20 protein-coding genes are annotated in these 23,497 nt (G+C 50.1%); 8 read left to right on the top strand and 12 right to left on the bottom strand.

Annotated elements, in window-relative coordinates; genetic code table 11:
- Positions 1–89 precede the first annotated feature (89 nt).
- The 4 genes from ACYU8Y_RS07960 to ACYU8Y_RS07945 form a co-directional block, all read right to left on the bottom strand.
- A complete protein-coding gene (locus ACYU8Y_RS07960; RefSeq protein ID WP_460935951.1) occupies positions 90–1,721 on the bottom strand; it encodes an ABC-F family ATP-binding cassette domain-containing protein in 1,632 nt (543 codons plus the stop codon).
- A 124-nt stretch (positions 1,722–1,845) separates the two neighbouring features.
- Complete coding sequence (locus ACYU8Y_RS07955) at positions 1,846–2,961, bottom strand: formylglycine-generating enzyme family protein (protein ID WP_460935949.1); 1,116 nt, start codon at positions 2,959–2,961, stop codon at positions 1,846–1,848.
- On the bottom strand, positions 2,924–4,519 hold the full coding sequence (locus ACYU8Y_RS07950) for a sulfatase family protein (RefSeq protein WP_460935947.1): 1,596 nt from the start codon (positions 4,517–4,519) through the stop codon (positions 2,924–2,926). Before ACYU8Y_RS07950 ends, ACYU8Y_RS07955 begins: the two co-directional genes overlap by 38 nt.
- A gap of 112 nt (positions 4,520–4,631) precedes the next feature.
- The gene (locus tag ACYU8Y_RS07945) at positions 4,632–5,570 is read right to left on the bottom strand and encodes an EamA/RhaT family transporter (RefSeq protein WP_460935945.1); all 939 of its coding nucleotides are present in this window, start codon (positions 5,568–5,570) and stop codon (positions 4,632–4,634) included.
- Positions 5,571–5,680: 110 nt separating this feature from the next.
- Between ACYU8Y_RS07945 and ACYU8Y_RS07940 the strand changes: the two genes are divergently transcribed.
- The 3 genes from ACYU8Y_RS07940 to ACYU8Y_RS07930 all read left to right on the top strand — a co-directional run bounded on the left by ACYU8Y_RS07940 (position 5,681) and on the right by ACYU8Y_RS07930 (position 7,623).
- Positions 5,681–6,352, top strand: a complete 672-nt coding sequence (locus tag ACYU8Y_RS07940; protein WP_460935943.1) for an outer membrane beta-barrel protein — start codon at positions 5,681–5,683, stop codon at positions 6,350–6,352.
- A 145-nt stretch (positions 6,353–6,497) separates the two neighbouring features.
- Positions 6,498–6,986 carry a hypothetical protein gene (locus ACYU8Y_RS07935; protein ID WP_460935941.1) on the top strand — a complete coding sequence of 163 codons (489 nt, stop codon included), beginning with the start codon at positions 6,498–6,500 and terminating at the stop codon, positions 6,984–6,986.
- An 82-nt stretch (positions 6,987–7,068) separates the two neighbouring features.
- On the top strand, positions 7,069–7,623 hold the full coding sequence (locus ACYU8Y_RS07930; RefSeq protein ID WP_460935939.1) for a hypothetical protein: 555 nt from the start codon (positions 7,069–7,071) through the stop codon (positions 7,621–7,623).
- Between the two features lie 70 nt (positions 7,624–7,693).
- Here the strand turns inward: ACYU8Y_RS07930 and ACYU8Y_RS07925 are convergent, their stop codons facing one another.
- Positions 7,694–8,434 carry an EcsC family protein gene (locus ACYU8Y_RS07925; RefSeq protein WP_460936061.1) on the bottom strand — a complete coding sequence of 247 codons (741 nt, stop codon included), beginning with the start codon at positions 8,432–8,434 and terminating at the stop codon, positions 7,694–7,696.
- 106 nt (positions 8,435–8,540) lie between these two features.
- Between ACYU8Y_RS07925 and ACYU8Y_RS07920 the strand changes: the two genes are divergently transcribed.
- Positions 8,541–9,260, top strand: coding sequence for a murein L,D-transpeptidase catalytic domain family protein (locus ACYU8Y_RS07920; RefSeq protein WP_460936059.1), 720 nt, complete (start codon positions 8,541–8,543; stop codon positions 9,258–9,260).
- Here ACYU8Y_RS07920 and ACYU8Y_RS07915 read toward each other — a convergent pair.
- From ACYU8Y_RS07915 to ACYU8Y_RS07900, 4 genes are all read right to left on the bottom strand, one after another.
- The gene (locus tag ACYU8Y_RS07915) at positions 9,230–10,429 is read right to left on the bottom strand and encodes a L,D-transpeptidase family protein (RefSeq protein WP_460935937.1); all 1,200 of its coding nucleotides are present in this window, start codon (positions 10,427–10,429) and stop codon (positions 9,230–9,232) included. The genes ACYU8Y_RS07920 and ACYU8Y_RS07915 overlap by 31 nt on opposite strands.
- Positions 10,430–10,750: 321 nt before the next feature.
- Positions 10,751–12,763: a M13 family metallopeptidase gene (locus tag ACYU8Y_RS07910; protein WP_460935935.1), complete on the bottom strand. Its 2,013-nt coding sequence runs from the start codon at positions 12,761–12,763 to the stop codon at positions 10,751–10,753.
- A 357-nt stretch (positions 12,764–13,120) separates the two neighbouring features.
- On the bottom strand, positions 13,121–13,699 hold the full coding sequence (locus tag ACYU8Y_RS07905) for a fasciclin domain-containing protein (protein WP_460935933.1): 579 nt from the start codon (positions 13,697–13,699) through the stop codon (positions 13,121–13,123).
- Between the two features lie 145 nt (positions 13,700–13,844).
- Complete coding sequence (locus tag ACYU8Y_RS07900; RefSeq protein WP_460935931.1) at positions 13,845–16,244, bottom strand: T9SS type B sorting domain-containing protein; 2,400 nt, start codon at positions 16,242–16,244, stop codon at positions 13,845–13,847.
- Between the two features lie 550 nt (positions 16,245–16,794).
- Between ACYU8Y_RS07900 and ACYU8Y_RS07895 the strand changes: the two genes are divergently transcribed.
- The gene (locus ACYU8Y_RS07895) at positions 16,795–17,262 is read left to right on the top strand and encodes an FKBP-type peptidyl-prolyl cis-trans isomerase (protein WP_460935930.1); all 468 of its coding nucleotides are present in this window, start codon (positions 16,795–16,797) and stop codon (positions 17,260–17,262) included.
- A gap of 77 nt (positions 17,263–17,339) precedes the next feature.
- Positions 17,340–18,293 (top strand): L-threonylcarbamoyladenylate synthase, encoded by a 954-nt coding sequence (locus tag ACYU8Y_RS07890; RefSeq protein ID WP_460935928.1) that lies wholly within the window; start codon positions 17,340–17,342, stop codon positions 18,291–18,293.
- A 10-nt stretch (positions 18,294–18,303) separates the two neighbouring features.
- Here the strand turns inward: ACYU8Y_RS07890 and ACYU8Y_RS07885 are convergent, their stop codons facing one another.
- The 3 genes from ACYU8Y_RS07885 to ACYU8Y_RS07875 form a co-directional block, all read right to left on the bottom strand.
- Positions 18,304–19,377, bottom strand: a complete 1,074-nt coding sequence (locus ACYU8Y_RS07885; protein ID WP_460935926.1) for a phosphotransferase family protein — start codon at positions 19,375–19,377, stop codon at positions 18,304–18,306.
- 30 nt (positions 19,378–19,407) lie between these two features.
- A complete protein-coding gene (locus ACYU8Y_RS07880) occupies positions 19,408–20,700 on the bottom strand; it encodes an acyl-CoA dehydrogenase family protein (RefSeq protein WP_460935924.1) in 1,293 nt (430 codons plus the stop codon).
- A 193-nt stretch (positions 20,701–20,893) separates the two neighbouring features.
- Positions 20,894–21,817 (bottom strand): 1-aminocyclopropane-1-carboxylate deaminase/D-cysteine desulfhydrase, encoded by a 924-nt coding sequence (locus tag ACYU8Y_RS07875; protein ID WP_460935922.1) that lies wholly within the window; start codon positions 21,815–21,817, stop codon positions 20,894–20,896.
- A gap of 71 nt (positions 21,818–21,888) precedes the next feature.
- On the opposite strand from ACYU8Y_RS07875, the gene ACYU8Y_RS07870 reads away from it, so the two are divergent.
- Entirely contained in the window at positions 21,889–22,941 is a 1,053-nt protein-coding gene (locus ACYU8Y_RS07870; protein WP_460936057.1) for an RluA family pseudouridine synthase, read from the top strand.
- 71 nt (positions 22,942–23,012) lie between these two features.
- Positions 23,013–23,465 carry a GNAT family N-acetyltransferase gene (locus ACYU8Y_RS07865; RefSeq protein WP_460935920.1) on the top strand — a complete coding sequence of 151 codons (453 nt, stop codon included), beginning with the start codon at positions 23,013–23,015 and terminating at the stop codon, positions 23,463–23,465.
- Positions 23,466–23,497: the final 32 nt, after the last annotated feature.

The raw sequence follows: 23,497 nt of genomic DNA, 5'->3' as shown, positions 1-23,497 counted from the left end.
ACTATAACACGAAATGAGGAATACCGGCTAAAAAAAAGTGGCTGATTCCCAGGAATCAGCCACTTTTCACTAAAACGATTACCCCCAAATTAGGCCACAGCCTCGTATAGCTCCTCACGTTGCGCTTTCACGCGCTCATCCGTAAGGTATTCATCGTAGGTCATCAGTTTATCCAGGATGCCAGCCGGCGTAATTTCAATTATACGGTTAGCGACCGTTTGTACAAACTGGTGGTCATGTGACGTAAAGAGAATAGGCCCTTTGAAATCGATCAGACCATTGTTCAGGGATTCGATCGATTCGAGATCAAGGTGGTTGGTTGGCTCGTCGAGCATCAGCAAATTAGCCCCGGAAAGCATCATTTTCGATAGCATACAACGTACTTTTTCGCCCCCGCTCAAGACGGTTGCTTTCTTGAGTGACTCTTCTCCCGAGAAAAGCATGCGACCCAGGAAGCCCCGAATAAAGCTCTCATCTTTCTCCACCGAATACTGCCTCAGCCAATCGACCAGGTTCAGGTCCGTCTGGAAAAACTTCTCCTTTTCGGCATCGGTCGGGAAATAAGACATGGTGATGGTGATGCCCCAACGGAATGTACCCGAATCGGCTTTACGCTCGCCCGCCAGAATATCCAGCAAGGCGGAAACGGCCAGCCCATCCCGGCTGAACAGAAATATCTTATCCTGCTTGTTCATGGTGAACGACAGGTTTTCAAATAATTTCGTGCCGTCTTCAGCCGTATACGTCAGGTTTTCGACCGTCAAAATCTGATCACCGGGTTCACGTTCGGCTTTAAAATTGACGTACGGATACTTTCGTGACGAAGGCTGAATATCGTCGATCGTGAGTTTTTCGAGCAACTTACCGCGACTCGTAGCCTGTTTCGATTTAGATGCGTTGGCCGAGAAACGACGGATGAATTCTTCCAGCTCTTTCCGCTTATCTTCCGTTTTCTTGTTCTGATCCTGACGTTGTTTCAGGGCCAGTTGGCTCGACTCATACCAGAACGAGTAATTACCCGCGAAGAGCTTGACTTTGCTGAAATCCACATCGACGATTTGCGTACAAACCTGATCCAGGAAGTGCCTGTCGTGGGATACTACGATTACGGTGTTGTTAAAATTAGCCAGGAAGTTTTCGAGCCAGCTTACCGACTCTACATCGAGGTTGTTGGTCGGCTCATCAAGCAACAAGACATCGGGGCTGCCGAACAGCGCCTGAGCCAGCAAAACACGCACTTTTTCAGAGCCGTTTATTTCGCTCATCAGCGTATAGTGCATGTCCTCTTTGATACCAAGGCCCGATAGCAGACTAGCGGCATCCGACTCAGCATCCCAGCCGTTCATCTCGGCAAATTCCGACTCCAGTTCAGCGGCTTTTTCGCCGTCGGCGTCGGTAAACTCAGATTTAGCATAGAGCTCATCTTTCTCCTGCATGATGTCATACAGGCGTCGGTTGCCCATGATAACCGTTTGCAAAACCGGATACTCATCGAAAGCGGATTGATTCTGGCTCAGTACGGACATACGTTCGCCGGGGGTCATAGTGACCGATCCCGTTTGCGGCTCGATTTCGCCCGATAGAATCTTCAGAAACGTGGACTTCCCGGCTCCGTTGGCGCCAATAACGCCGTAACAGTTGCCGGAAGTGAATTTTATAGTTACGTCGTCGAAAAGCACCCGCTTACCATAGCGCAGTGAGACGTTTTGGACCGATATCATGACGTGATTTCCTGTTCAGATTGAGCCGCAAAGGTACGAAATATTAGCGAGAATTCCGGGTATGATCGTGTTGACTCCTACGACTGGGGTTGTAAACTCAGCCTGGCCGGTTACCGGCAATCGTTTACTCTTCCCGAACACATCGGAAGCCGAGATTATTGCTTCCACTGCTAATTTCACCCTTGCCCCGACTACCGGCTTTGTACCGGATGCAATACTGGTCGCTGCACAGAAACGACCCACCCCGCTGCACGCGTTTGACCGCTCCCGGTTCTTCGGGATCGTAACTGTCGGCGGGGCCTTTCGGATCATCCTGGGGCGATTGGCGATAGTAGTCAGGCCGGTATAAATCCTGACACCACTCCCACACATTGCCGTCCATATCATACAATCCATACGGATTAGCGGGAAACGATTTGACGGGGGCCACACCCGCAAAACCATCTTCAGTTGTGTTATGGGCAGGAAAATCACCCTGGTAAATATTGGCAATCCACTTCCCGGCGGGCTTCAGTTCATTTCCCCAGTAATACGTTCGATTTCCTTTACCGCCCTGAGCCGCAAACTCCCACTCGGCTTCGGTGGGCAGACGCTTACCGGCCCACCTGGCGTAGGCGGTGGCATCTTCATAACTGACGTGGATGACAGGCTCGTGTTCATGCCCGACAAGACTACTTTTGGGGCCATTGGGATGCTTCCAGCTTGCCCCTTTCACGTATTCCCACCACTGTAACGGATTGGCCAGGGAAACCTTTTGAGCCGGGGGCGTAAACACCGCGGAGCCCGGCACAAGCTGCTCAGCCGGGACGCCCGGATAATCCGCCGGATTAAGTGGCCGCTCGGCTACCGTTATGTAGTTCGTAGCCGAGACAAAACGGGCAAACTCGGCATTGGTCACTTCATGCTCATCCATCCAGAAGCCTTTCACCCGAACCGAATGGACTGGCCGGGCATCGGGAAATTCGTCGGCGCCCATCAGAAACGTCCCGCCAGGAATCCAGACCATCTCTTTCGTACCCGTGGCTCCCGAACCAGCCTTCGAAGCCGCCCCGCGAGTAGCCGCCGGCCGGGAAGGCATTCTGTTGGCAACGCAGTAAGCACCCGTATCGGCCATCATGGCCTCCTCGTTTGCCGATTTAGTTGTGGTGTTGCAGGCGGACAACCCGGCCAAAAGAGCACAGCCCAGGAAGGTACTTAGTCCGTTACAGTTTACGTTCCAGAAGGGTAAGCGCTTCATCATCCTTGTACTTCTGTATCTGCCGTTTAAGCCTCGTTTTCAAATCAGCCGTAATGGCATCATAGCCTTTCATGCCGTACAGATTATGCATGTTATGGGGGTCTTTCTTAACGTCATACAACTCCCAAAAATCCTTTGGTCCATAAAACCTGGCCAATGTATACTGGTTTGTCCGGATGCCGAAGTGTGGATACACATGATGCGGCTGTGGGTACTCATAATAGTGATAATACGCTTCTTTGCGCCAGGGGACCTTCTCGCCTTTTAACAAGGGCAGGAATGATTCACCCTGAATTTCCTTGGGAACAGCGGTGCCGGTCAGCGTTAACAGTGTAGGAGCCCAATCGATATTCGAGACCAGATCGTTGATCTGCGTCCCCGGTTTTATAACCCCCGGATACCGAATCACAAAGGGCGTTTTCAGCGATTCTTCGTAGATGAACCGCTTATCGAACCAACCATGTTCGCCGAGGTAAAAACCCTGGTCAGACGCATAAATAACCACTGTATTCCGGGCCAGGCCACTTTTATCCAGGTGATTCAGCAATTCACCAATATTACGGTCCAGCGAATTGGCAACCGACAAATAATCTTTCAGATAACGCTGGTACTTCCATTCGGCCAGGGCGCGGCCAGCCAGTTTTTTTGCGTCGAACTCCTTGCTGATTTTGTTTTCGTAATAATCGTAAAAGGGCTTTTTCTGTTCCGGCGTCAATCGGTTAAAAATACCGCTGTTCTCGTAGTCGGCATGCACTTTTAGGTCCTCTTTCAGGCGCATGGTTTTTTCGATGGTCATGTCCTGATCTTTGGCCGCTTCACGACCCGCATAATCATCATAAAACGTTTTGGGTAATGGAAAGTTGACGTTATCGTAAGCGCCCAGATCGGGAGCGTCGGGTAGCCATTCCCGGTGGGTCGCTTTGTGGCCTACGACCAGAAAAAACGGTTTCGACTGATCGCGTTGCTTGAGCCAGTCGATGGATAGCTTTGTAATCACGTTGGTTACGTAGCCAGGATAGCGAACCGATTCATTTTTGGCGTTAATAAACTCCGAGTTGTAATAGTGCCCATGACCCGGCAGTACGTTCAGGTAATCGAATCCGTGGGGTAAACTACCCAGGTGCATTTTGCCCACCCAGGCCGTTTGGTAGCCGTTTTTCTGCAGTTCTTCCGTAAATACCGGCTGGTTTATATCAAATACTTTTTCGTTTAGTTTATAGCCGTTCAGGTGGCTAAATTTTCCAGTGAGCAACGTCGCCCGGCTGGGTCCACAAATGGAGTTGGTCACAACATTTGTATGCAGAATCGCCCCTTCCCGGGCAATCCGATCGATGTTTGGGGTCTTAGCTAGTTTGCTTCCATAAGCGCTGATTGCCTGAGACGTATGGTCGTCGGAAAAGATAAAAATAATATTGGGCTGGGCCATCGCATGGGGTACGGCATTCCGGCGGGCAAGTGGAAGTGTTTCCTGTTTTTTAGTGGTACTACCGGATACTGCCAACAGACCGGATAGCAGCGTACCAATGGCAAGAGTAGAAAGAATGGTATTTTTTCGGTTCATAACGGATTATAGAATAAGCATAACTCGACCGTTTGCAGGAAAAGGCTTAGTTCAGCCTGTTTTTACTTTTCAGACTTGTGTGTCTGTTCTATCCAGGCCCGGAATTCGTACGCTACGCCCCCACCTTCACCAACTCTTGCCACGAGATCAACCCAATGGCTATTATCGCCAATCCGAGCCCAATTTTGTTCGCGGTCGACAACTGTTCGCGGAAGAAGAGTGCGGCCATCAGAGCAGCCAACAGAATAACGCCAATGTTGTAAAGTGGATAGACAAATGCCCCATTGCTACCAAAAGCCGACAAAGCCAGCAAGAGTGTATAAAAGCTAAGAAAGTTAGGAACGCCCAGGGTAACAGCCCCAATCAGACTTTTGAACTGAATCGTTTCTTTTCCCTGAAGGATCCGAACGATCAGCATACCAAGTCCGGCCACCACAGCGCCCAGAACCATTGTCAGGGTTACCTGAATTGTTTTGTCGGCAGAGGGAATGTAGTGAAGGTTCATGTAGTTGATCATGGTGTTGGTAGCTCCGTAAAACAGGAATACACTCATGGGTAAGAGAATACTGGGGCCTAGCCAGCTTGATTTTCCCGACTCAGCCCCCCCCTGCTTTTCAGTAGGCGGCTCTTTTTTATAGGTGCTCAGCCCAACCGCAACGATCGCCAGAACTAATCCCAGATAGTTGAGCGTGTCGAAGCCCGACGCCCCACCGCCTGTCTGGAAAACAAACAAACTAAAACAGACCGGAATGACCAGCGACAGGTTGTTGGCCAGCGACGTAGCCGTGATCCCGGTTCGCTGGGTAGACGCCCCCGACAGCAGAAACGTCAGAATAAACCCCACGCCCAGGCCCAGCGACAACCCTGTCCAGGTTTGCGAAAAATCGATGGTAAACGATTGGCCGGCTGGCAACAGCAGCCAGCCCGTTAGAAAACAGACCGGGTAGTTGAAAACAATGGCCTGAAAAGTATTGATTTCGTAGCGTGGAAACAGCCGGAAGTTCAGCAGCAGAATTACCGACAGAAGAATACTTAGGCTTAGAAAGAGCATGAGCGGCAGGTATTGACTGATTAATTTTGGCCTAAGATACTCCACTGTTCGGTTGTGCGCTTATCTTTAAAGGCCGTTTAAGCCTCGATTCTACCGATAGCCGCTCCGTTATGCCCATCAATGTACGCCTGCTGATTGCGCTTTTATGGTTTCCAACAACCCTACTGTTCGGGCAGCAGAAACTGGCGATTTCAGCTACGGCGGCCCCTACCTATTCGCATACATTCTATAAATCCCGTTTTTTCTACCCCAACAGTGCCGGCCAAATCGTGGAGCCCATCTACATGAGTGGCAAACGGTGGGCACCAGGTTATTCGGCCGGTTTGTCCGTTTTGTACAATTACGCACCGGGCTGGTCGGTTGCGTCGGGCATCTGGTATCAACAGCTAACCACGCGACAGGCACGCCAGACAGCAGCCGGCGATGGCACAACGACGGTGCATAACCGGGCCATCCGCATTCCTGTACTACTCAATTACGCATCGTCGATAAAGCGTTTATCGCCGTATTTTTCGCTGGGCTTATTAACAGATATTCCCCTGTCGGCGCGGGTGGTCGTTGTGCGGGCGGCCGAATCGACGCAGAATCTTGTCCTGGAGAATAGCCATAGTCCTGTTTTTAACCTCATGCTGGGAGCCGGTGCCAAATACCTGTTAAGCCGTCGGTATACGCTGACGGCTCAACCCATTTGGACGTACCGACTGGGGCAATTGGGTGGCGCCAGTACCAACAATCCAACGTTTGACCTAAGCCTGCAGACACAGTTGGCGTATTCATTTTAGTACTACTTACTGACTAATAATCAGCAGCTTATACAACGCTTTTCAATAGTTTGATCTATCATGTAAACTTGCCCCGATTTTCTTTGGCAAATTAAATGCCCCAATTGGGTTATTTTGGGTTGGCAGGATAAAGAGATAATTATTTATGTTCTCAATTTTTACAGTAGCTTTTTTCTTCATTGTCATTGCTCTACTATTCTTATTGCTGGGAGTTGTTGTTAGAGTTGAAAAATTCAGAGCTTTTTATAAAATAGCGATGATCTTTTTTCTCCTTTTTATTTTACTCTCTATTAATTGGGGACCATCCAGCGAAGAACGAAAGCTATTTACTGGAAAATACTTAATTGATACTTTAAATAGCGAAATTTCTCATAAGAAGCTCAGTAAGTATTCTGATTTAACTGTAACAGTAAAAAAAGACCTAAGCTTTGAGATCAATAGACCTTCGCCTTTTTTTGTATCAACAACAGGTACATGGGATTATGATGATAGAGCAGATTATCAAATTTTGAGTTATAAATTTAGCAGTTCATACAATGAACATCAAATTTTTCCGCTTGATGGTAATGTATGGAAACTTGAAACGACTGATCCAAACGGTAAAACTATTTCATTTAAACGAATAGTTGAATAGATCCGTTTGGTTCACCGCAAGTCTCTTTGGAGCATTGACAGCCATAGTTAATAACAACCGCAAGCCGTAAACTCCTTCAATGATGAATAGTCGACTCGTTGTTTTAGCATTATGTTTTTTCTTTAGTCAATGCCGTCAACAAGAATCTGGACCTACACCTACTGAGTTGACAATTAAATTTGTTAATGAATTAAGACCGAAACTCATAGGGACATGGCAGATGCGTCAAGCCCAAATCAGTCACAAGAATTTAGTCTCTGTTTACTATTCGACAGGGATCACAAAAGATACATTACTACAAGATTTAGCAATCCTTAGCCTGCAGCCTTCATCTGGCATACAATCTGATGCGCGCATTCTTGAACTAGAGGGTAGCCTACAGTTCCGAGCCAAAGAGTACCCAATCTATGCTAAACTGTATCCAATCCAAAACGATACGAAGCTAATAGGTACTATGTTCGTAGACTTCAATTTTAAAGAAGCCGGTCTCAACATAACTTCTCCCGAAGTGGATTACCTTCAAAGCATTGGGCTCATAGGTGAGAACTTCTCTGTGGAAACCACTTTGGGTGAATCTAGTATGACCTGGAGAGGTCTAAACCGCGCTATAGTATCTGCTAGTCTTCATAAGATGTAGCGCCCCTTACCAATCAAAGATAATCTACTCATAATGAGCCAGTTGTCACTCACAGCCTCACAAAAATCTCCTACCCGTTCAACAAGGAGGGCGCATCCTGTAGCAGTCGCATCCGGTACGCATTCATGGCCGTTCGGCCGAGTTGGTTGACAAGTCGGTAGTTGACCACGATACCAACAGCGGCTCCAATGCCAGGAATTAACTGCGCCATTTTGGCCAGATCAATGTAATCGCGGTATTCCTGCTGGAAGGTTAACCAATCAAATTGATTGATGTCATTGGGCAATTGGCGGCTGTGCTCGGGCCAGTTGGCAATGTGCTGATAAACAATCTGCCGACGCTCCTGGCTCGAAAAGGCCAGTTGAAAAACGTATAAAATAAAAACCCGTTCACGGTAATCACTGGTCGAATAGCCGTAGAGACTGGCGATTTCAAACAACAGTTTCATCTTTAAACTCAGTAACAGCGGAAAGTCCGCCAAACCGAGCAGAATACCGCCAGCCCCCGTAACGCCCCCTTCGGCCGCACTGGTTTTCTTGTAAAACTCGATACGCCGGGCCACAGCCGCATCCCGCTGGATTAAGGTCTGCCCGGTTACGGGCGCTCGATTCAGGAAATCAGCCCCGAACAAGACCGCCCTGGTCATCTGCTTGATGGTCGCCGTAATGATGGCGTGAATACGATCCGGTATGATTCGGTTGATCCGTCTTTGTACCGATGTCGAAAGTCTTCCAAACGTTGAAGGTGGCTTTTGCATCGCTTGCTGCCAGCGGATTAGTTCCGTCTGGACGGCTTGTTCATACGAATTCATGCTGCTATTTTTGGCAAAAAGTGGTATCTTCATCGAATCAAAAGATCCGTAAGCTTGTTGAAATAATATGCATATTCATAAATCCCGACGTCGCAAGTTAGTAGGTATGATGAATGTCCTGGTTGTTATGGTGGCTCTGGTATTCATTTATTTTGCCAGCACCGGACACAAAACCATACCGAACCCCACCGTCAAAACGGTGGCGACAACAACCAAGAAAGCCAGAAACATCGCTCATCTGGACGTTTATGACCAGCTGAACCTGAGCAAAGTCGGCCTGCAGAAGAGCGTTTTTGAGTACGCCCTGCGCGGCTGGCAAAAAATCGACACCGCCAAATCAATGCTGACGATTGTCGATCTCAGCCAGCCTTCGTCCCATAAGCGCTTATACGTGGTCGATTTGCTCCACAAGAAACTGCTGTTTAACACCTACGTTTCTCACGGCCGCAACTCCGGTGACCTGATGGCCAACCGGTTTTCCAATACTCAGTCGTCGTTTCAGAGTAGCCTGGGTTTTTACCAGACACTGAATACGTACATGGGCAAGCACGGCCTTTCCCTACAGCTCAAAGGGCTGGAAAAAGGCTTCAACGACAATGTATACAATCGGAACATTGTTCTGCACGGAGCGGACTACGTATGCGAAGATATTATTCGCAAAACGGGCCGCCTAGGTCGTAGCCAGGGATGCCCGGCCGTACCCTATGCTGACTCGAAGGGCATCATTCAGGCGGTGAAAGGCGGCTCTTGCCTGTTCGTTTATTCGCCTAACCCCGACTACCTCAAACAGTCGGCCTACTTGGCCAACGAGTACACGTCTTTGTAAAAATGCAGCTCTCCGCTGGCATCCACATCGGCAATGTTGTACGTAATGAAGACAGGAAACTTCTTCGGGATAGGCAGCGTGCGAGGTTTCTGGTCGATCAGGCATTTGTTCATAAACGCAGCGTCGAAGGTAGGGGTACCCAGCACCAGATTGGCCAGTTCAACGGGTTTCTGAACGCGCACACAACCGTGGCTGCGCCAGTGATCTTTCGTCTTGGTAAACAGATCGCGACTGTTCGTATCGTGCAGGTAAATTGCCAGCGGATTCGCCAGGTTAAACTTCAATAAACCAAGCGAGTTTTCGCAACCCGATGCCTGACGAACGCGATACGGAAAATTCGTTTCAGAAAGGCTTTCCCAGTCGATCTCTTCCGGGTCAACTTCGTGTTCTTTTTCATCCAGAATCTGCAGGTTCTGGTTGTAGATATACGATAAGTCCCGTTTCATCCGGGGCAGCATTTCGCTCAGGGCAATATTTTTCGGTACGTTCCAATACGGATACATCACAATATCCTGAATGTAGGTAGTCATGCAGGGCGTCATTTTATCAGGTTTACCCGAAATAACCTGCATGGGCAGTAACCGTTTGCCAGTCCGGTCGAACACATTCAATTCACCAGCCGGAATATTGACCAGCACAAACTGGTCGGGATCGAATCGATTGACGTACCGATAGAAGTTAAGCGATTGCCGGATCAGGCGTAATGAATCGGCAAAAGCAGGATTTCCCATTCCCTGTTTTCGAAGCCGGTTATAATGCCCAACCAGTTGTTTGTAGGGCGTAAACGTTGCCAATGCGGCCAGCGAACTGGGTTCAGCCTTGGCCGACCAGGTCGAGTCTACCGTTTCTTTCAGGCCGCTAAACGCCATGCGGGAAGGTTTTTTCCCGTAGCGGATTTCCATCATCACATCTGCTAAAACTTCCTCATTTTTAGCGGCATTGGCACTAAGTTTATAACGGGTCGTATCGATGCCTATGGAGTCAGCGTACTGGCAGGCCTGGTGCACGAGCTGAGCGACCCGTCGGCCTGAAGCTTCTGCTTTTTCTTTCTCTATTTTAGCCTGATCTGGCTTTCCGCTTTTGTCTGTAAACAGGTATTTCCCCACAAAGAACAGAACGACCAAACCTAATACCACTGCTACGCCAATTCCTATTCTTCGGTTATCCATATGTATGTAGTCGATATACTTACATCATATAACACCGTAAGCAAGCCATTGGTTGTAATATTATTCCTCAGAAGCATAGGTTAACTCAGCTGTCAGTTCTGTAGCTGTACTGGCTAACCCACACGAACAGGCCACATCGACTACCTGTCCTCAAGCGCGTGTAATGCTGTTAAGGATGTGCCGGTTCTCGTCCAGTGTTCGTTTTTCATGAACAGATCCGGCTACGAAACGAGTGCTAACCGGTATAGCCAACAGGCCTGAGGAGCGCATAGCAATCGGCCTCCAGCGAAGGGCCACCTGCCCTTCGGCCAATGGCGGTAATCACCAAACGGTTATCCTGTCCTTTTCGGGTTTATAGAGTTTGTCGCCCGGCTGCACCGCAAAGGCTTTGTAAAAGGGGGTAAAGTTCATGAGTGGTCCGTTCACGCGCCAGCGGGCCGGTGAATGCGGATTGGTATTGACATACATGCGTAAGAACTCATCCCTGGTTTTTACGCGCCATATTCTGGCTATGGAGATAAAAAACCGCTGATCCGGAGTAAAGCCGTCCAGTTTTGTGGTGTCTTTGCCCTGCTCTGTCAGCTTAAAGGCATCATAAGCAATAGCAACGCCCGCTATATCGGCGGTATTTTCGCCCACGGTCAAGGCTCCCTTTACGTGCACTGAATCGAGAACGATAAACGAATTGTATTGATCGATTACCTGCTGGGTTTTCGCTTTGAATTTGGCATAGTCTTCTTTTTTCCACCAGTTTTTCACGTTACCCTCTTTATCATACTGAGCGCCCTGATCGTCGAATGAGTGTGTTATTTCGTGGCCGATCACCATGCCGATGCCGCCATAATTCAGCGCATCGTCGGCATACAAATCGAAATAAGGCGATTGCAAAATACCGGCCGGAAACACAATTTCATTTAGTGGCGGATTGTTGTAAGCCGTCACCGTTGGCGGAGTCGTGAACCATTCCGTCCGGTCGACCCGCTGACCCACCTTAGCCAGGTTGTAGAGGTAATCATTTTTATTGGCCGACAACCGGTTTTCAAAATAAGCATCCCGTTTCACGGTCACCTTCGAGTAATCCCGCCATTTATCCGGGTAACCAATTTTCTCCGTGAAGGCATAAAGTTTTTCTTTGGCCTTTGCCTTGGTGGAATCGCTCATCCAATCCAGCTTGTTGATACGGGCTTCAAATGCTTTTTCCAGATTGTCGACCAAAACAACCATCCGTTTCTTAGCCGATTCCGGAAAATATTTTTTTACATACACCTGGGCCAGTGCCTGCCCGAGCGAGCCATCGACGGCCTGCGTCATTTCTTCGGCCCGCGTTTTCTTAACGGCCTGTCCGGTCAGAATTTTTGTATAGTCAAAAGACGCATTCACGAAGGGTTGGCTCAAGAAATCAGCGTAATTGGTCAGCGCATGGGCTTTTAAGTAGATTTTCCAGTCAGGGATAGAAACTGATTTTAACAGCGTATTCAGCTTGTCATAATAAGCGGGTTGCCCTACGTTGACGGAATCGACCGTAAGCCCCAATGTATGGATCAACGTAGGCCAGCCCAGATTAGGCTGTTTCCTGGCCAGAGCAGCAACCGCCAGTTTGTTGTAATTCGCCTTTACATCCCGGAGTTCAACATTCGTGCGGTGTGCGCTGGCCAGTTGCTTTTCAATACCGTAGGTAACGGCTGCATTTTTCTGGGCCGTCGTGGCATCAGCGCCGGTCAATTCAAACAACCGGGTGAGGTATGTTTTGTACGCGTTTTGAATCGCGCGTGTCGACGAATCCGTCTTGACGTAATAGTCTCGTTCGGGCAAGCCAATGCCAGTTTGATAAAACTGGGCAATGTTGACCGTACTCTGCTTATCATCCGGGCCTACCGAAAAACCAACGATGGACCCATCCCCCACTTCTTGTTCTTCGGCTACCAGCTTTAGCATCGACGCCACATCGGTTAGGGCGTCGATGCGGGCGAGCACCGGTTTGATGGGGTCATACCCGCGTTTATTGATAGCGGCCGTGTCCATGCCGGATGCATACAGGTCACCGACCTTTTGCTCGATGCTTCCTGCCGGATTGTTGCTTGCCGAAATGCTGTCTAAAATCGCTTGCAGCCGAATACGTTGGGGGTAATTTAAAAAGGAATACGAACCAACGCCCGTTTGGCTGGCCGGTATTTGGACAGTGTCGTACCAGATACCGTTGGCGTAGGCAAAGAAATCATCCCCTGGTTTTTTGGATTTGTCTATGCCGGTTATGACTACCCGTTTTGGTTCCGAAACTTGCTTACAGGCTCCTGCCAACACCAGCGCCAGAGAGAAATACAGTAGTCTTTTCATTGTTCGTAATGTACAGGTAGCTATAGGGGAGGTTCCGCCGGTCAAGTTAGCAACTATCACGGAATTAGATCTGTCGGGAGGCTAATTTAATAACCAGTCGGATTGTCGGTCAAGCATCTGTATTTATCAGCATACAGGCCTGTTGTAAGCACCAGAAGCCAGCCATTCATTGTAACACTACTACCAAAAATCGGCGGATTTCCAACACGAACGCAACCGGCTAACGGCATCTGGAACCAGCCTAATCAGTGCGCCGTATACCCGCCTAAAGTCTGGCACTAGCCCGGTGAGTAAACACGGAAGTCCATAAAGCGATTGTGCTTTATGGACTTCCGTACTGTTGAATTTATAGGAGACTTACTGCTTCGGAGCTGTTGACATCAGCACGGTATCGATCGAATGCACAATACCGTTGGTGGCTTCAACATCGGCCTGATTGATGGTTGCCGTACTGCCCGCCCCGTCGGTAATGGTTATGGTATCGCCCTGCTTGCCTACCGTCAGCGTGCCGCCCGTTACGGTTTTCAATTTCTGACCATCCTGCAACTGATCGGCGGTAAACTTACCCTTCACAACATGGTAAGCCAGCAGCTTTATCAGTTTTGGTTTGCCTTCGGGCTTCCATAATTCAGCAACGGATTCGGCCGGGAGTTTTTCGAAAGCTTCATTCGTCGGCGCAAAAACGGTGTAAGGTCCTTTTCCGCTGGCCTGCTCCGTTAAGCCCGAAACCCGCAAAGCCCGAAACAAGATCGTATGGTTGGCCGATTTAGCCGCACTAATCGCCAGGTCTTTTCCCGTCGACGTACCCGTTTTTACCGTAGCCGTTGTTGTAGCGGTTTGGCCTGCTGAATTCTGACTTTGCGCCACAACGGTCGCATACGAACCCACGAGCAGAGTGAATGATACTGCCAAGCCTAAAAATGGTGTCTTATTCATTTGGATTTAGTTAGAAATAAAACATTCGACCTGCCCCCATACAGACAAGCCCGGAGCAAACGCGCCGATTTATTGATTAAACGGTTAATCTACCCCAGAAAATTGTTCAGGAAAGAAAGAAACTGAGCAAAAGGGACACAATCGGTTAGTGAATAACCGACAATTGGCCCCGGTAAACGGTAGTCAACGGGCCATTTTCCGTTTTAATCTGGTAGGTGTAAATCCCGGTCTGTACGGTTTCCTGCTTGTAGGTACCATCCCAGGGATGGTCGTAGCCTTTTGAAAAAAAGATGAGCTCGCCCCAGCGACTATACACCGACACTTCGGCTTTTGGGAACGAACCAATGTTGGGAATGACCCACGAATCATTCATGCCATCGGCATTGGGCGAGAACGCCGACGGAATATAAAGCGGCTCACTTACGTCAACCAGCACAGCAAACGTAGCGATACAACCACTCACACTAATCGCCGTTAGCGCATAGGACGTCGTTTCGACCGGACTGGCTTCGGGGCTGGCTACATCTGCCCGACTCAAGGCCGTTGGCGGACTCCATTGGTATTGACTGATAGGCTCATCACTCTCCGTCACCAATTGAACGGTAGCCCCTTTTACAATACCGTACGTCGTTTGACCCGTTAGTTTTGGTCCGCCCGAGACAACGGCCCAGCGCTCCTGTGATACCCGACAGCCATCCGCCGATGTTATCGTATAGGTTAGTTCATGTCGACCTACGCCCGCTGTCGTTGGCTCGAAACGGCCATTTATCACGCCAGCACCCGCATAAATCCCGCCCGCCGGTTGCCCCCGCAAGGCAATTGGATTCGGGTTTGTTACGCAAACCGGCGAAATTGAATCGAACTGCACCGTTGGGGGGTCAAACTGATCCAACGCATACGCTTCGGAAACGGCCGTGCAGCCCGTTGGCGCGGCAACGGTGACCTGATACGTTCCCGCCTGGCTTGCCAAGAGCTGGCTTTCCGTATTCGTCAGCGTAGTACCATCACGCTGCCAGACATAGCTGTAATCCGTTCCGGAAACCGTCGTCAACCGGACAGTCGAATCGGGGCAAAGTTTGGCAGCCGATGCGTTGATCTGCGCTACCGGCCGTTCGTTAATCGTAAGTCGAATACTATCCAGCCCATCGCATTCGGCCACCGATGATTTTGTGAACACCCGATAGGTTCCAGACTGATAGACCCGAAGTGTGGCCTGCTCACCAGCGATAGTCCGCCCGTCCCGACGCCACTGGTATTGGGTGCCGGGTTGCCCATCGGCCTGTATCGTGACGGTATCGCCCGAGCAGTATGGAGCTGGCGTTGTTACCGATAGGCTGACGGCTGCGGTTTTTGACACGTTAATTTTTATGGCCTGTGAGACGGTATCGTTTGCACAGACTTTGGCCTGACTCTTGACAACGGTATACACGCCCGACTCCGCAACCTGAAGCGTGTCGGTTATCGAGCCCCGCAGGTTGATTCCGTCTTTCTGCCATTGGTAAGCCCAGGCCGGATTTTTCTCAACGCTGAGCACCAGTGGTTGCGTGCTGCACCAATTGAGTTCTGCAGTCGACTTTCCATTGGCCAGTACGACGGCCGGGGGCGGTGTATTTTTAGAGCAATCGACAACGGGCAGTTGAAAATCCCGACGCACAACACCGATAAGCAGTCCGTTTCGGTATTCTTCACACTGCACCGTGAACAGATAAAGGCCTTCCCGACTAGCCCGAACCGACAACTGCCCGGTTGCCGGATCGATACGCAAAGCTGGATTACCCGGAATTATGTTTGTCAGGCCATATCCCGGTGCCCACAAAATGGTTGGGTAGCTGTCGCGTGGCGACTGGTCTATACTGTTGGGGACACCCCGATTCGTGTAGCCGTTCAGTGGAGTCACGAGCGAATACCGGAGTTGATCGCCATCGTCATCAGTAGCCCCTGCGTTGACGGTAAACGACTTGTTTATGCAGATGTAATTGCCATTCGGCACTCTGAAGTCAGGAGCTGAGTTTTTAAATCTTATGCCATTTTTGGTCATTGCCGGAAACTCCAGGTAATAGACCATGCCAACACCGGCGGCTGTGCCACTGTTGACGTTCGTTAAATCATCCGTTCGGCAACAACGTTCCCAGACCAGGTAGTAGCCCCCCGGATCCGTGTATTTTTTCGTATCGAACTGATAGGTTTTGTAGTACCTGGCCTGCGTAAATTCTAACTGACGAAGCGTCGCACAGGCGGCATTGTCGAATGCAAGGGGAAGCGTTTCCTGAAGTTTGAGTTCAATCCGTTCGATAAGTATAGGATTCTGCTTCCGGTAAATCAGCAATGTGACGGACGCATCCCGATTGCCACTGCTCGTTTTGGTTTGATCCCAGTATTGGTTTAACTGCAACAGAAAAAGGCCGGGTGTTGTGCCTACCGCGTGCATGCTTACATCGCCACCGATTATGTGTGTTGCCCGAGCGCAGAACGACAGTAGTATACTGGCGATCAATACCATGCCCACCTTTATCGAAGATGGGCGCTCACTCTTCACCCGTCGCATCACGCCAGTGCCAGTTAGTCAAATTTGTACAGTCAGTTGCACGAAAAAACAATACTGAATATACAAACACGGGCAGCACTAGTCCGTCATGCGGCTACACTCTATTTATCCTATGGTACTTTAGAGAAATACAACAGAAATAAGTATTGACTAAAATCCCTCATTTTGAGAGGATTCCTTTAGCAATAAGGTATGGAATCAAAAGCCATAAGAGGCCTTTGATAAGAAAAAATAGAAAGCCGCCCCAACCAACGCGTTTGAGCCAAAATTTAAACCGCTCATTCATATCGTAAAGATAATATGCCTTTATGCCCATTCACTTCACACCGGCAACCGCGTCAGCTTACTAAAACAAATACCGATTCATACTGGACGATGATACGGGAATAATTGATGAATGATGTAAACATAAGTCAAGGTCATCTAGGAATCAACAAAATACCGACGGATGATTTTAAAACTCGTTTTCAATAAATTATACCAAAAATTAACAGCAACTTTGTCCGCTCAGTTGTTACTAGTAAAGAATCATTTTAGGGCAGAATCAATCATGAATATTACAAAAAACAAAGTTGCTGCTATCCATTATACCCTGCGTGATAGTAATGGTAACATACTGGATTCCAGCGAAGGACGCGATCCACTGTATTACCTGCATGGTGCCAATAACCTGATTCCTGGTATGGAAGAAGGTCTGGAAGGCCGCACGAAAGGCGATGTACTGAAGCTGGACGTCGATCCCGAAAAGGGCTACGGCAAACGTGATCCTCAACTTGTAGAAGAAGTTCCCATCAAGGCTTTTGGTGGACAGAAGATTGAGGTCGGTATGCAGTTTGAAGCCAACGACGGCCAGGTAATTACCGTGACCAATGTTGGCCCGGAAACCGTCACGGTCGATGCGAACCATCCCCTGGCGGATCAGAGCCTGCACTTTGATGTTGAAGTTATTGACGTTCGGGACGCTACGTCCGATGAGCTATCGCACGGCCACGTGCACGGCCCCGGCGGCCATCATTAATCGGTTCGCGGTTTGTGGCTCGTTGGTATCGACGAACCACAAACCACGAACTGTCCTTATCTTTGCGCCACAAAATCATGGCACAACTAGGTACAGATAAGGAGATTGCTAAGGCATGGCTGGAAGCGGGAAACGTGGTTGGTATGCCAACGGAAACCGTGTATGGATTGGCCGGTAACGCGCTTAACCCCGATGCCGTTCTAACTATTTTTCGGGTAAAAAACCGCCCATCCTTCGATCCGCTCATTGTCCATACGGATTCGTTCGATAAGCTCAGCCAGTTTGTTACACACATTCCAGACCAAGCCTATCAACTGGCCGAAACCTTCTGGCCTGGCCCACTAACCTTACTTTTACCCAAACGGAGCGTAATTCCTGATCTCGTGACGGCAGGTCTAGCCAGCGTTGCGGTGCGCATTCCCAGGCACCCTCTTACGCTCGACCTCCTTCGTTCGCTCGATTTTCCGCTGGCAGCCCCAAGTGCTAACCCGTTTGGCTACATCAGCCCCACAACGGCGCAACACGTAGCCGATCAACTGGGCGATCAGGTACCCTATATTCTGGACGGTGGCCCCGCCGGAGTCGGGATTGAATCCACGATCATTGGATTTGAAAACAAGGAAGCGACGGTTTTCCGACTGGGTGGCATGGCCCTTGAGCAGATCGAATCCCTGATTGGTCCTGTCTCGGTACGAACGCACTCCACCTCGAACCCTAAAGCACCGGGGATGCTGAGTAGCCATTATGCACCCCGTAAACCCTTGATTCTCTTACCCGCTGGCACCAGCCCTGAACCGGGTGAGAGAGTGGGCGCACTCGCCTTTCGGGAACCCTTCGGCGGCATTCGCGAAGAGAATCAGCGCATCCTCTCGCCCACCGGCGACTTAGCCGAAGCGGCAAAAAACCTCTTTGCCCACCTCCGGGCTTTGGATACTTTACCCATCGATGTCATTTATGCCGAACCCTTACCCAATGAGGGATTGGGCTGGGCAATGAATGACCGGCTCAGACGCGCCAGCGTACAGTCATAAGTCTTGTTCTCTACACCTTTCTGATCTCAATGGCTGCTATTGCCTTGTCAGCCAGTTCAATAATCATTGGCAGAAGATGTCCAAATCGAGCATCCTGGCTGTGTCCCTGTTTCCAGCGAGCGTAGATTTGTTGAGCGATCACCGCATTTTTGTAAAGGCCGAACACATAATAGAACAGGATACGGCTTACGTCCCGACCGCTTTTTTCGGCGTACCGGGCAATCACTTCCTGCCGGGTAAGATTGCCGGGAAGCCAGGTCAGGTTGAAGTTCCGATAGGCCGGGCTGTCGCCCGCTTCCGACCAGTAGGCCAGCGTGGCCCCTACATCCATAAGCGGATCGCCTACGGTTGCCATTTCCCAGTCCAGTACCCCTTTGATCACGGGCATTGGCTGGCCCGTAGCCTCATCCAATCCCAGCAACACATTGTCGAATTTATAGTCGTTGTGTAGGAAAGTGGCAGCCTGTTCGGGCGGGTAGTTTTCCTGAAGCCAGTTTCCGGTTGTATCCATAACCGGCATGTTCTCGGTTTCAGCAGTACGGTACCGTTTTATCCAGCCCTCAACCTGCCGCTGCACGTAACCTTCCGGTTTTCCCAATGACCTAAGCCTCGTAGCGTCTATATCCAGCGCATGAATAGCGACCAGATCGTCGACGAGTATTTCCGACAGCTGACGCATGCGGTCGGGGGCGAGGTTCAGCGTTGAGGCCATCGACGCGCGTAAAATAGCCCCTTGTACCCGCGTCATGATGTAAAACGGAACACCCAGCACATCGGTTATTTCGCAATATACGACCGGCTTCGGAATTTTGTCGTAATGCCCCGTCAGCAATGACAAAACCCTGAACTCCCGGCCCATGTCATGACCTCCTTTTATGTTGGCCCCAAAGGGTGGTCGGCGGAGCACGAATTCCTGGTCGGCCGTTTTGAGCAGATACGTTAAATTGGAAAACCCGCCTGCAAACTGTCGGATCTCCAGCACCGTACCCACATTGGGCGCGCTTGTTAGCAGAAAAGCGTTCAGGGCAGTCAGGTCAAGCTCTTCGCCCGCGCGGACCGAACGTGATAAGTCAGAAAGAATCATAGGAAAAAAATTCGTTACCGAGGTCACTGCTCACCCGTTTGCATCGATCATTTTCTCAGCCGCCATCAGCTGGCGGAACTGGCGTAATTCGCGGGCCTTCTGCTTAGTGTCGAGGCCATATTTTTTTAGAATGCTAACGGCCAGATTCTGCTTGTGCACTTCATCGGCGCCATCCCAAATGCGAGCCCCACGCTCGTGGCGGTACATTGCCGATAAAACAGTGTCGTCTGTAACACCCAGCGCACCATGCACCTGAATGGCCCGGTCGAGTACGCGCAAAAAGGCATTGGCCACATAAAACTTAATCCCAGAAACGGCCTCGCGCACATTGCTCACGCCAACCGTATCGATCATATACGCCGTATTGAGCACGTACAACCGACAGGCATCGATCTCGGCCCGGCTCTCGGCAATGAAATCCTGGATAAACTGCTTTTCACCCAGCATCACACCGTCTTCAATTTCGCGCGTTGCGGCCCGTTTACAAAGCAGGTCCAGCGCTTTTTCGGCATTTCCGATCCACCGCATACAATGGTGCACGCGCCCCGGCCCCAGCCGTTCCTGCGCCAGCCGAAACCCCATTCCTTCCCCGGCAATTACATTGGCAACGGGCACACGGCAATTGGTATAGGTAACTTCGGAGTGGCTGAACCAACCTTCTCCCGCTTCACCAAAGACGGGTATATTCCGCTCGATAACAAAGCCCGGCGTGTCCGTTGGAACAATGATCATGCTCGCCCGCTGGTGCGGTGCTGCGTCAGGATTGGTTACCGCCATGACGACCGCAAACGCAGCGCCATCGGCGGATGAAGTAAACCATTTCCGTCCGTTGATAACGTATTCGTCCCCCGCTCCGGCATTCCGGTCACGTACGGCTGTAGTAGCCATACGAGTCGGGTTCGAACCCGCAAACTCGGGTTCTGTCATCGAAAAACAGGAACGAATTTCACCCGCCATGAGGGGTTTCAAATAGCGCTCTTTCAGTTCGTCGGATGCGAATTTGTTTAGCAGTTCGGTATTGCCGATATCGGGAGCCTGACACCCAAATACATAATGTCCGAAAAACGGCGCGTAGGCTAATACTTCGCTAATTTGCCCGAACTCGCAGAGCGTCAGACCGTGCCCGCCCTCCGCTTCCGACAGATGCAACCCCCATAAATCAGCGTCTTTCACCAGTTGGCGTTTCTTATCAAGAATGGGGATTAGGTCACTGAGTTTATTGTGTGAAAAGCCGTCTTCGAGCGGAATCAATTGCGTGTCAACAAATTCGCGCACACGGGCCAGCAAGGGCTTGACGCGTTCGGTAGTGAAAATCGTGTCCATCGTTTGTTTACCTAAGGGCAGGCAAATTATGGCATTTTTTTACACTAAAATAGTACTTTGCAAAAACAATAGACCGCTGATTTTTATGATGGTTATGCGTAAAAATGATTTTAAGAGGTATCTATATTGGGGATTAGTTTAGCTTTTGTCAGCCAATCTGCGTCGACTCATACGGATCCTAAAAAGCAGGGTTCTAGGCTTCGTCGTCAAGCTCGTTACTCCGCCCCTGCAAGCCCCCCGTATGCACCGCGACAACGGTCGCTCGTTTAGGAAAATATCCCTGTCGGGCCAGATCATAAATGCCGTAGAGCAGTTTGCCGGTGTACACCTGCTCCAGAAGGATTCCGTTTTTCTGTTCAAAATCACGTATAAAATTCAGTAAGACGGGCGTCGTTCTGGCGTATCCGCCGAAGTGGTAATCTGGTACCCGCTGGCTTTGGGCTGTCGATGCAGGTAGTTCCAACAGTCCTTGGCTGTGGGGCACTTTCAATGCCATAAACCCCAGGACTTTCGTTTCAGCCAGTGCCGACTGCGCCAGGCCAGCCAGGGTGCCGCCCGTACCGACCGGGCAACAGACGTAATCGGGCGCGTAACCAAGCTGAGCCACGATCTCTGGCATAATTTCGGCGGTCCCCTGAATAGCCAAATCATTGGTGCCGCCTTCAGGTATGACATAGCAAGGCCCGCACCGTTCCGTTAATTCGGCCAGAAAATCAGGGGTATCTTTACGCCGATACGCGTCCCGGCTAACGAACTGGAGAGACATACCAGCCTCTCGGCAAAACCGCAGCGTATCGTTTAGCGGCCTTTCGGCAAGTTCATCTCCCCGAACGATGCCGATTGTCTGAAAACCAAACACTTGCCCAGCCGCGGCCGTAGCAAATAAATGATTGGAATACGCTCCACCAAACGTAAGCAGAGTGGTGTACTCCTGCCGGCGGGCCGCCAGTAGGTTGTACTTGAGCTTACGCCATTTGTTTCCCGACACCAGCGGATGCAGCAGATCGTCCCGTTTCAAAAATAACTTGATATCGACGGGTTCCGCAAAGGGGTTGGCCAGTAGCTGAAGTGGCGAGTTACCGGCCAAATTGGCGAGTTGCCGGGCAAGTTCGTCCATAATCCGTATTTTTGCTGATTCATTACAAACCTAGGCGGTTTTTGAACCCGGTAGGTCTATTAGGCATAGAAATGGTAGCGGAAACGGAAGACGAATTACCCGAAGACGACGAATTATACGAACACCACCGTATTGTGGTGGACAAAGGCCAGAGCCTTCTACGGATTGATCGCTTCCTGATGGATCGGCTGCAAAATGCGACGCGTACTAAAATCCAGGCAGCTATCGATACCGAATCGGTGCGGGTCAACGATAAGCCGACCAAAGCCAGTTACAAAATAAAACCGCTGGATGTCATCACGATTTCGCTCGCTCACCCGCCCCGCGAAACGGATGTTAAACCGGAAAATATACCCCTTGATATTGTTTTTGAAGACGAGGATTTGCTGGTCATCAATAAAGTGGCCGGCATGGTTGTTCACCCGGCCCACGGCAACTGGGACGGTACGCTGGTCAATGCGCTCGTCTATCACTTCCAGAACCTGCCGACCTCCCGGAACGGTGAAATCAGGCCGGGTTTAGTCCACCGCATCGATAAAGACACGTCGGGTCTGATGGTGATCGCCAAAACGGAATACGCCATGACGCACCTGGCCCGGCAGTTCTTTGAGCACAGCATCGAGCGCACCTACAATGCACTGACCTGGGGCGTACCCAATCCGCTGGTTGGCACGATCACGGGCTTTATCGGACGGTCGATCAAAGACCGTAAAGTACAGGCTATTTATGATGACGAGTCGAAGGGAAAGTGGGCCATAACGCATTACACAACGCTCGAAGAACTGGGTTACGTGGCTTTGGTACAGTGTAAACTGGAAACGGGCCGGACCCATCAGATCCGGGCACACTTCAAGCACATTGGCAATCCATTGTTCAACGATGCCATGTATGGGGGCGACCGGATTCTGCGTGGTACACCCGTTGGTAGCTATAAGGCCTTTGTCGAAAATGCGTTCAAATTGTTACCTCGCCAGGCCCTGCACGCAAAATCATTAGGGTTTACGCACCCCCGCACGCGCGAGTGGCTTCAATTTGATTCTGATTTACCCGACGATTTCCAGGCAGCTTTGTCGAAATGGCGAAGCAAAATGACGAACCGATCCGCCGGAGGGGATGACCAATAAAGTAGTATATTCGAGCAGTCACACGTATTCATTCCCTATCTATCATTCACTACCTTACTTTTCTCTGATACATGATTTCTATTCGCCCCGGTACCCTTGAAGACGTCCCAGAAGCGTTCGCACTGGTCACAGAACTTGCTATCTATGAACGAGCAGCCGATCAGGTGACCAACACCATCGAGCAAATGGCCATTGATGGTTTTGGTCCAAATCCACTTTTTGGCATGATCATGGCCGAAGACTCCGATCGCAACAAGATTGTTGGCATGGCACTGTATTTTTACCGGTACTCGACCTGGAAGGGCAAACGATTATACCTTGAAGACATTATCGTTACGGAGAGTTTTCGGGGATATGGGGTTGGGAAATTACTGTTGGACGCCACCATCGAGATGGCCCGCAAAACCCAGTGTACGGGTATGATGTGGCAGGTGCTCGACTGGAATGAGCCCGCCATTGGTTTTTATAAACAGTTTGGCACCCGTTTCGACGATGGTTGGACAAACTGCCATTTAGACTTTTAACGTAGTATTAGGAGTGGGGAGCGAGGAGTTAG

This window comes from Spirosoma humi, from assembly GCF_054776575.1.
Note: the sequence above shows the minus strand (reverse complement) of the source record. Positions and strands in the feature narration are given on the sequence as shown.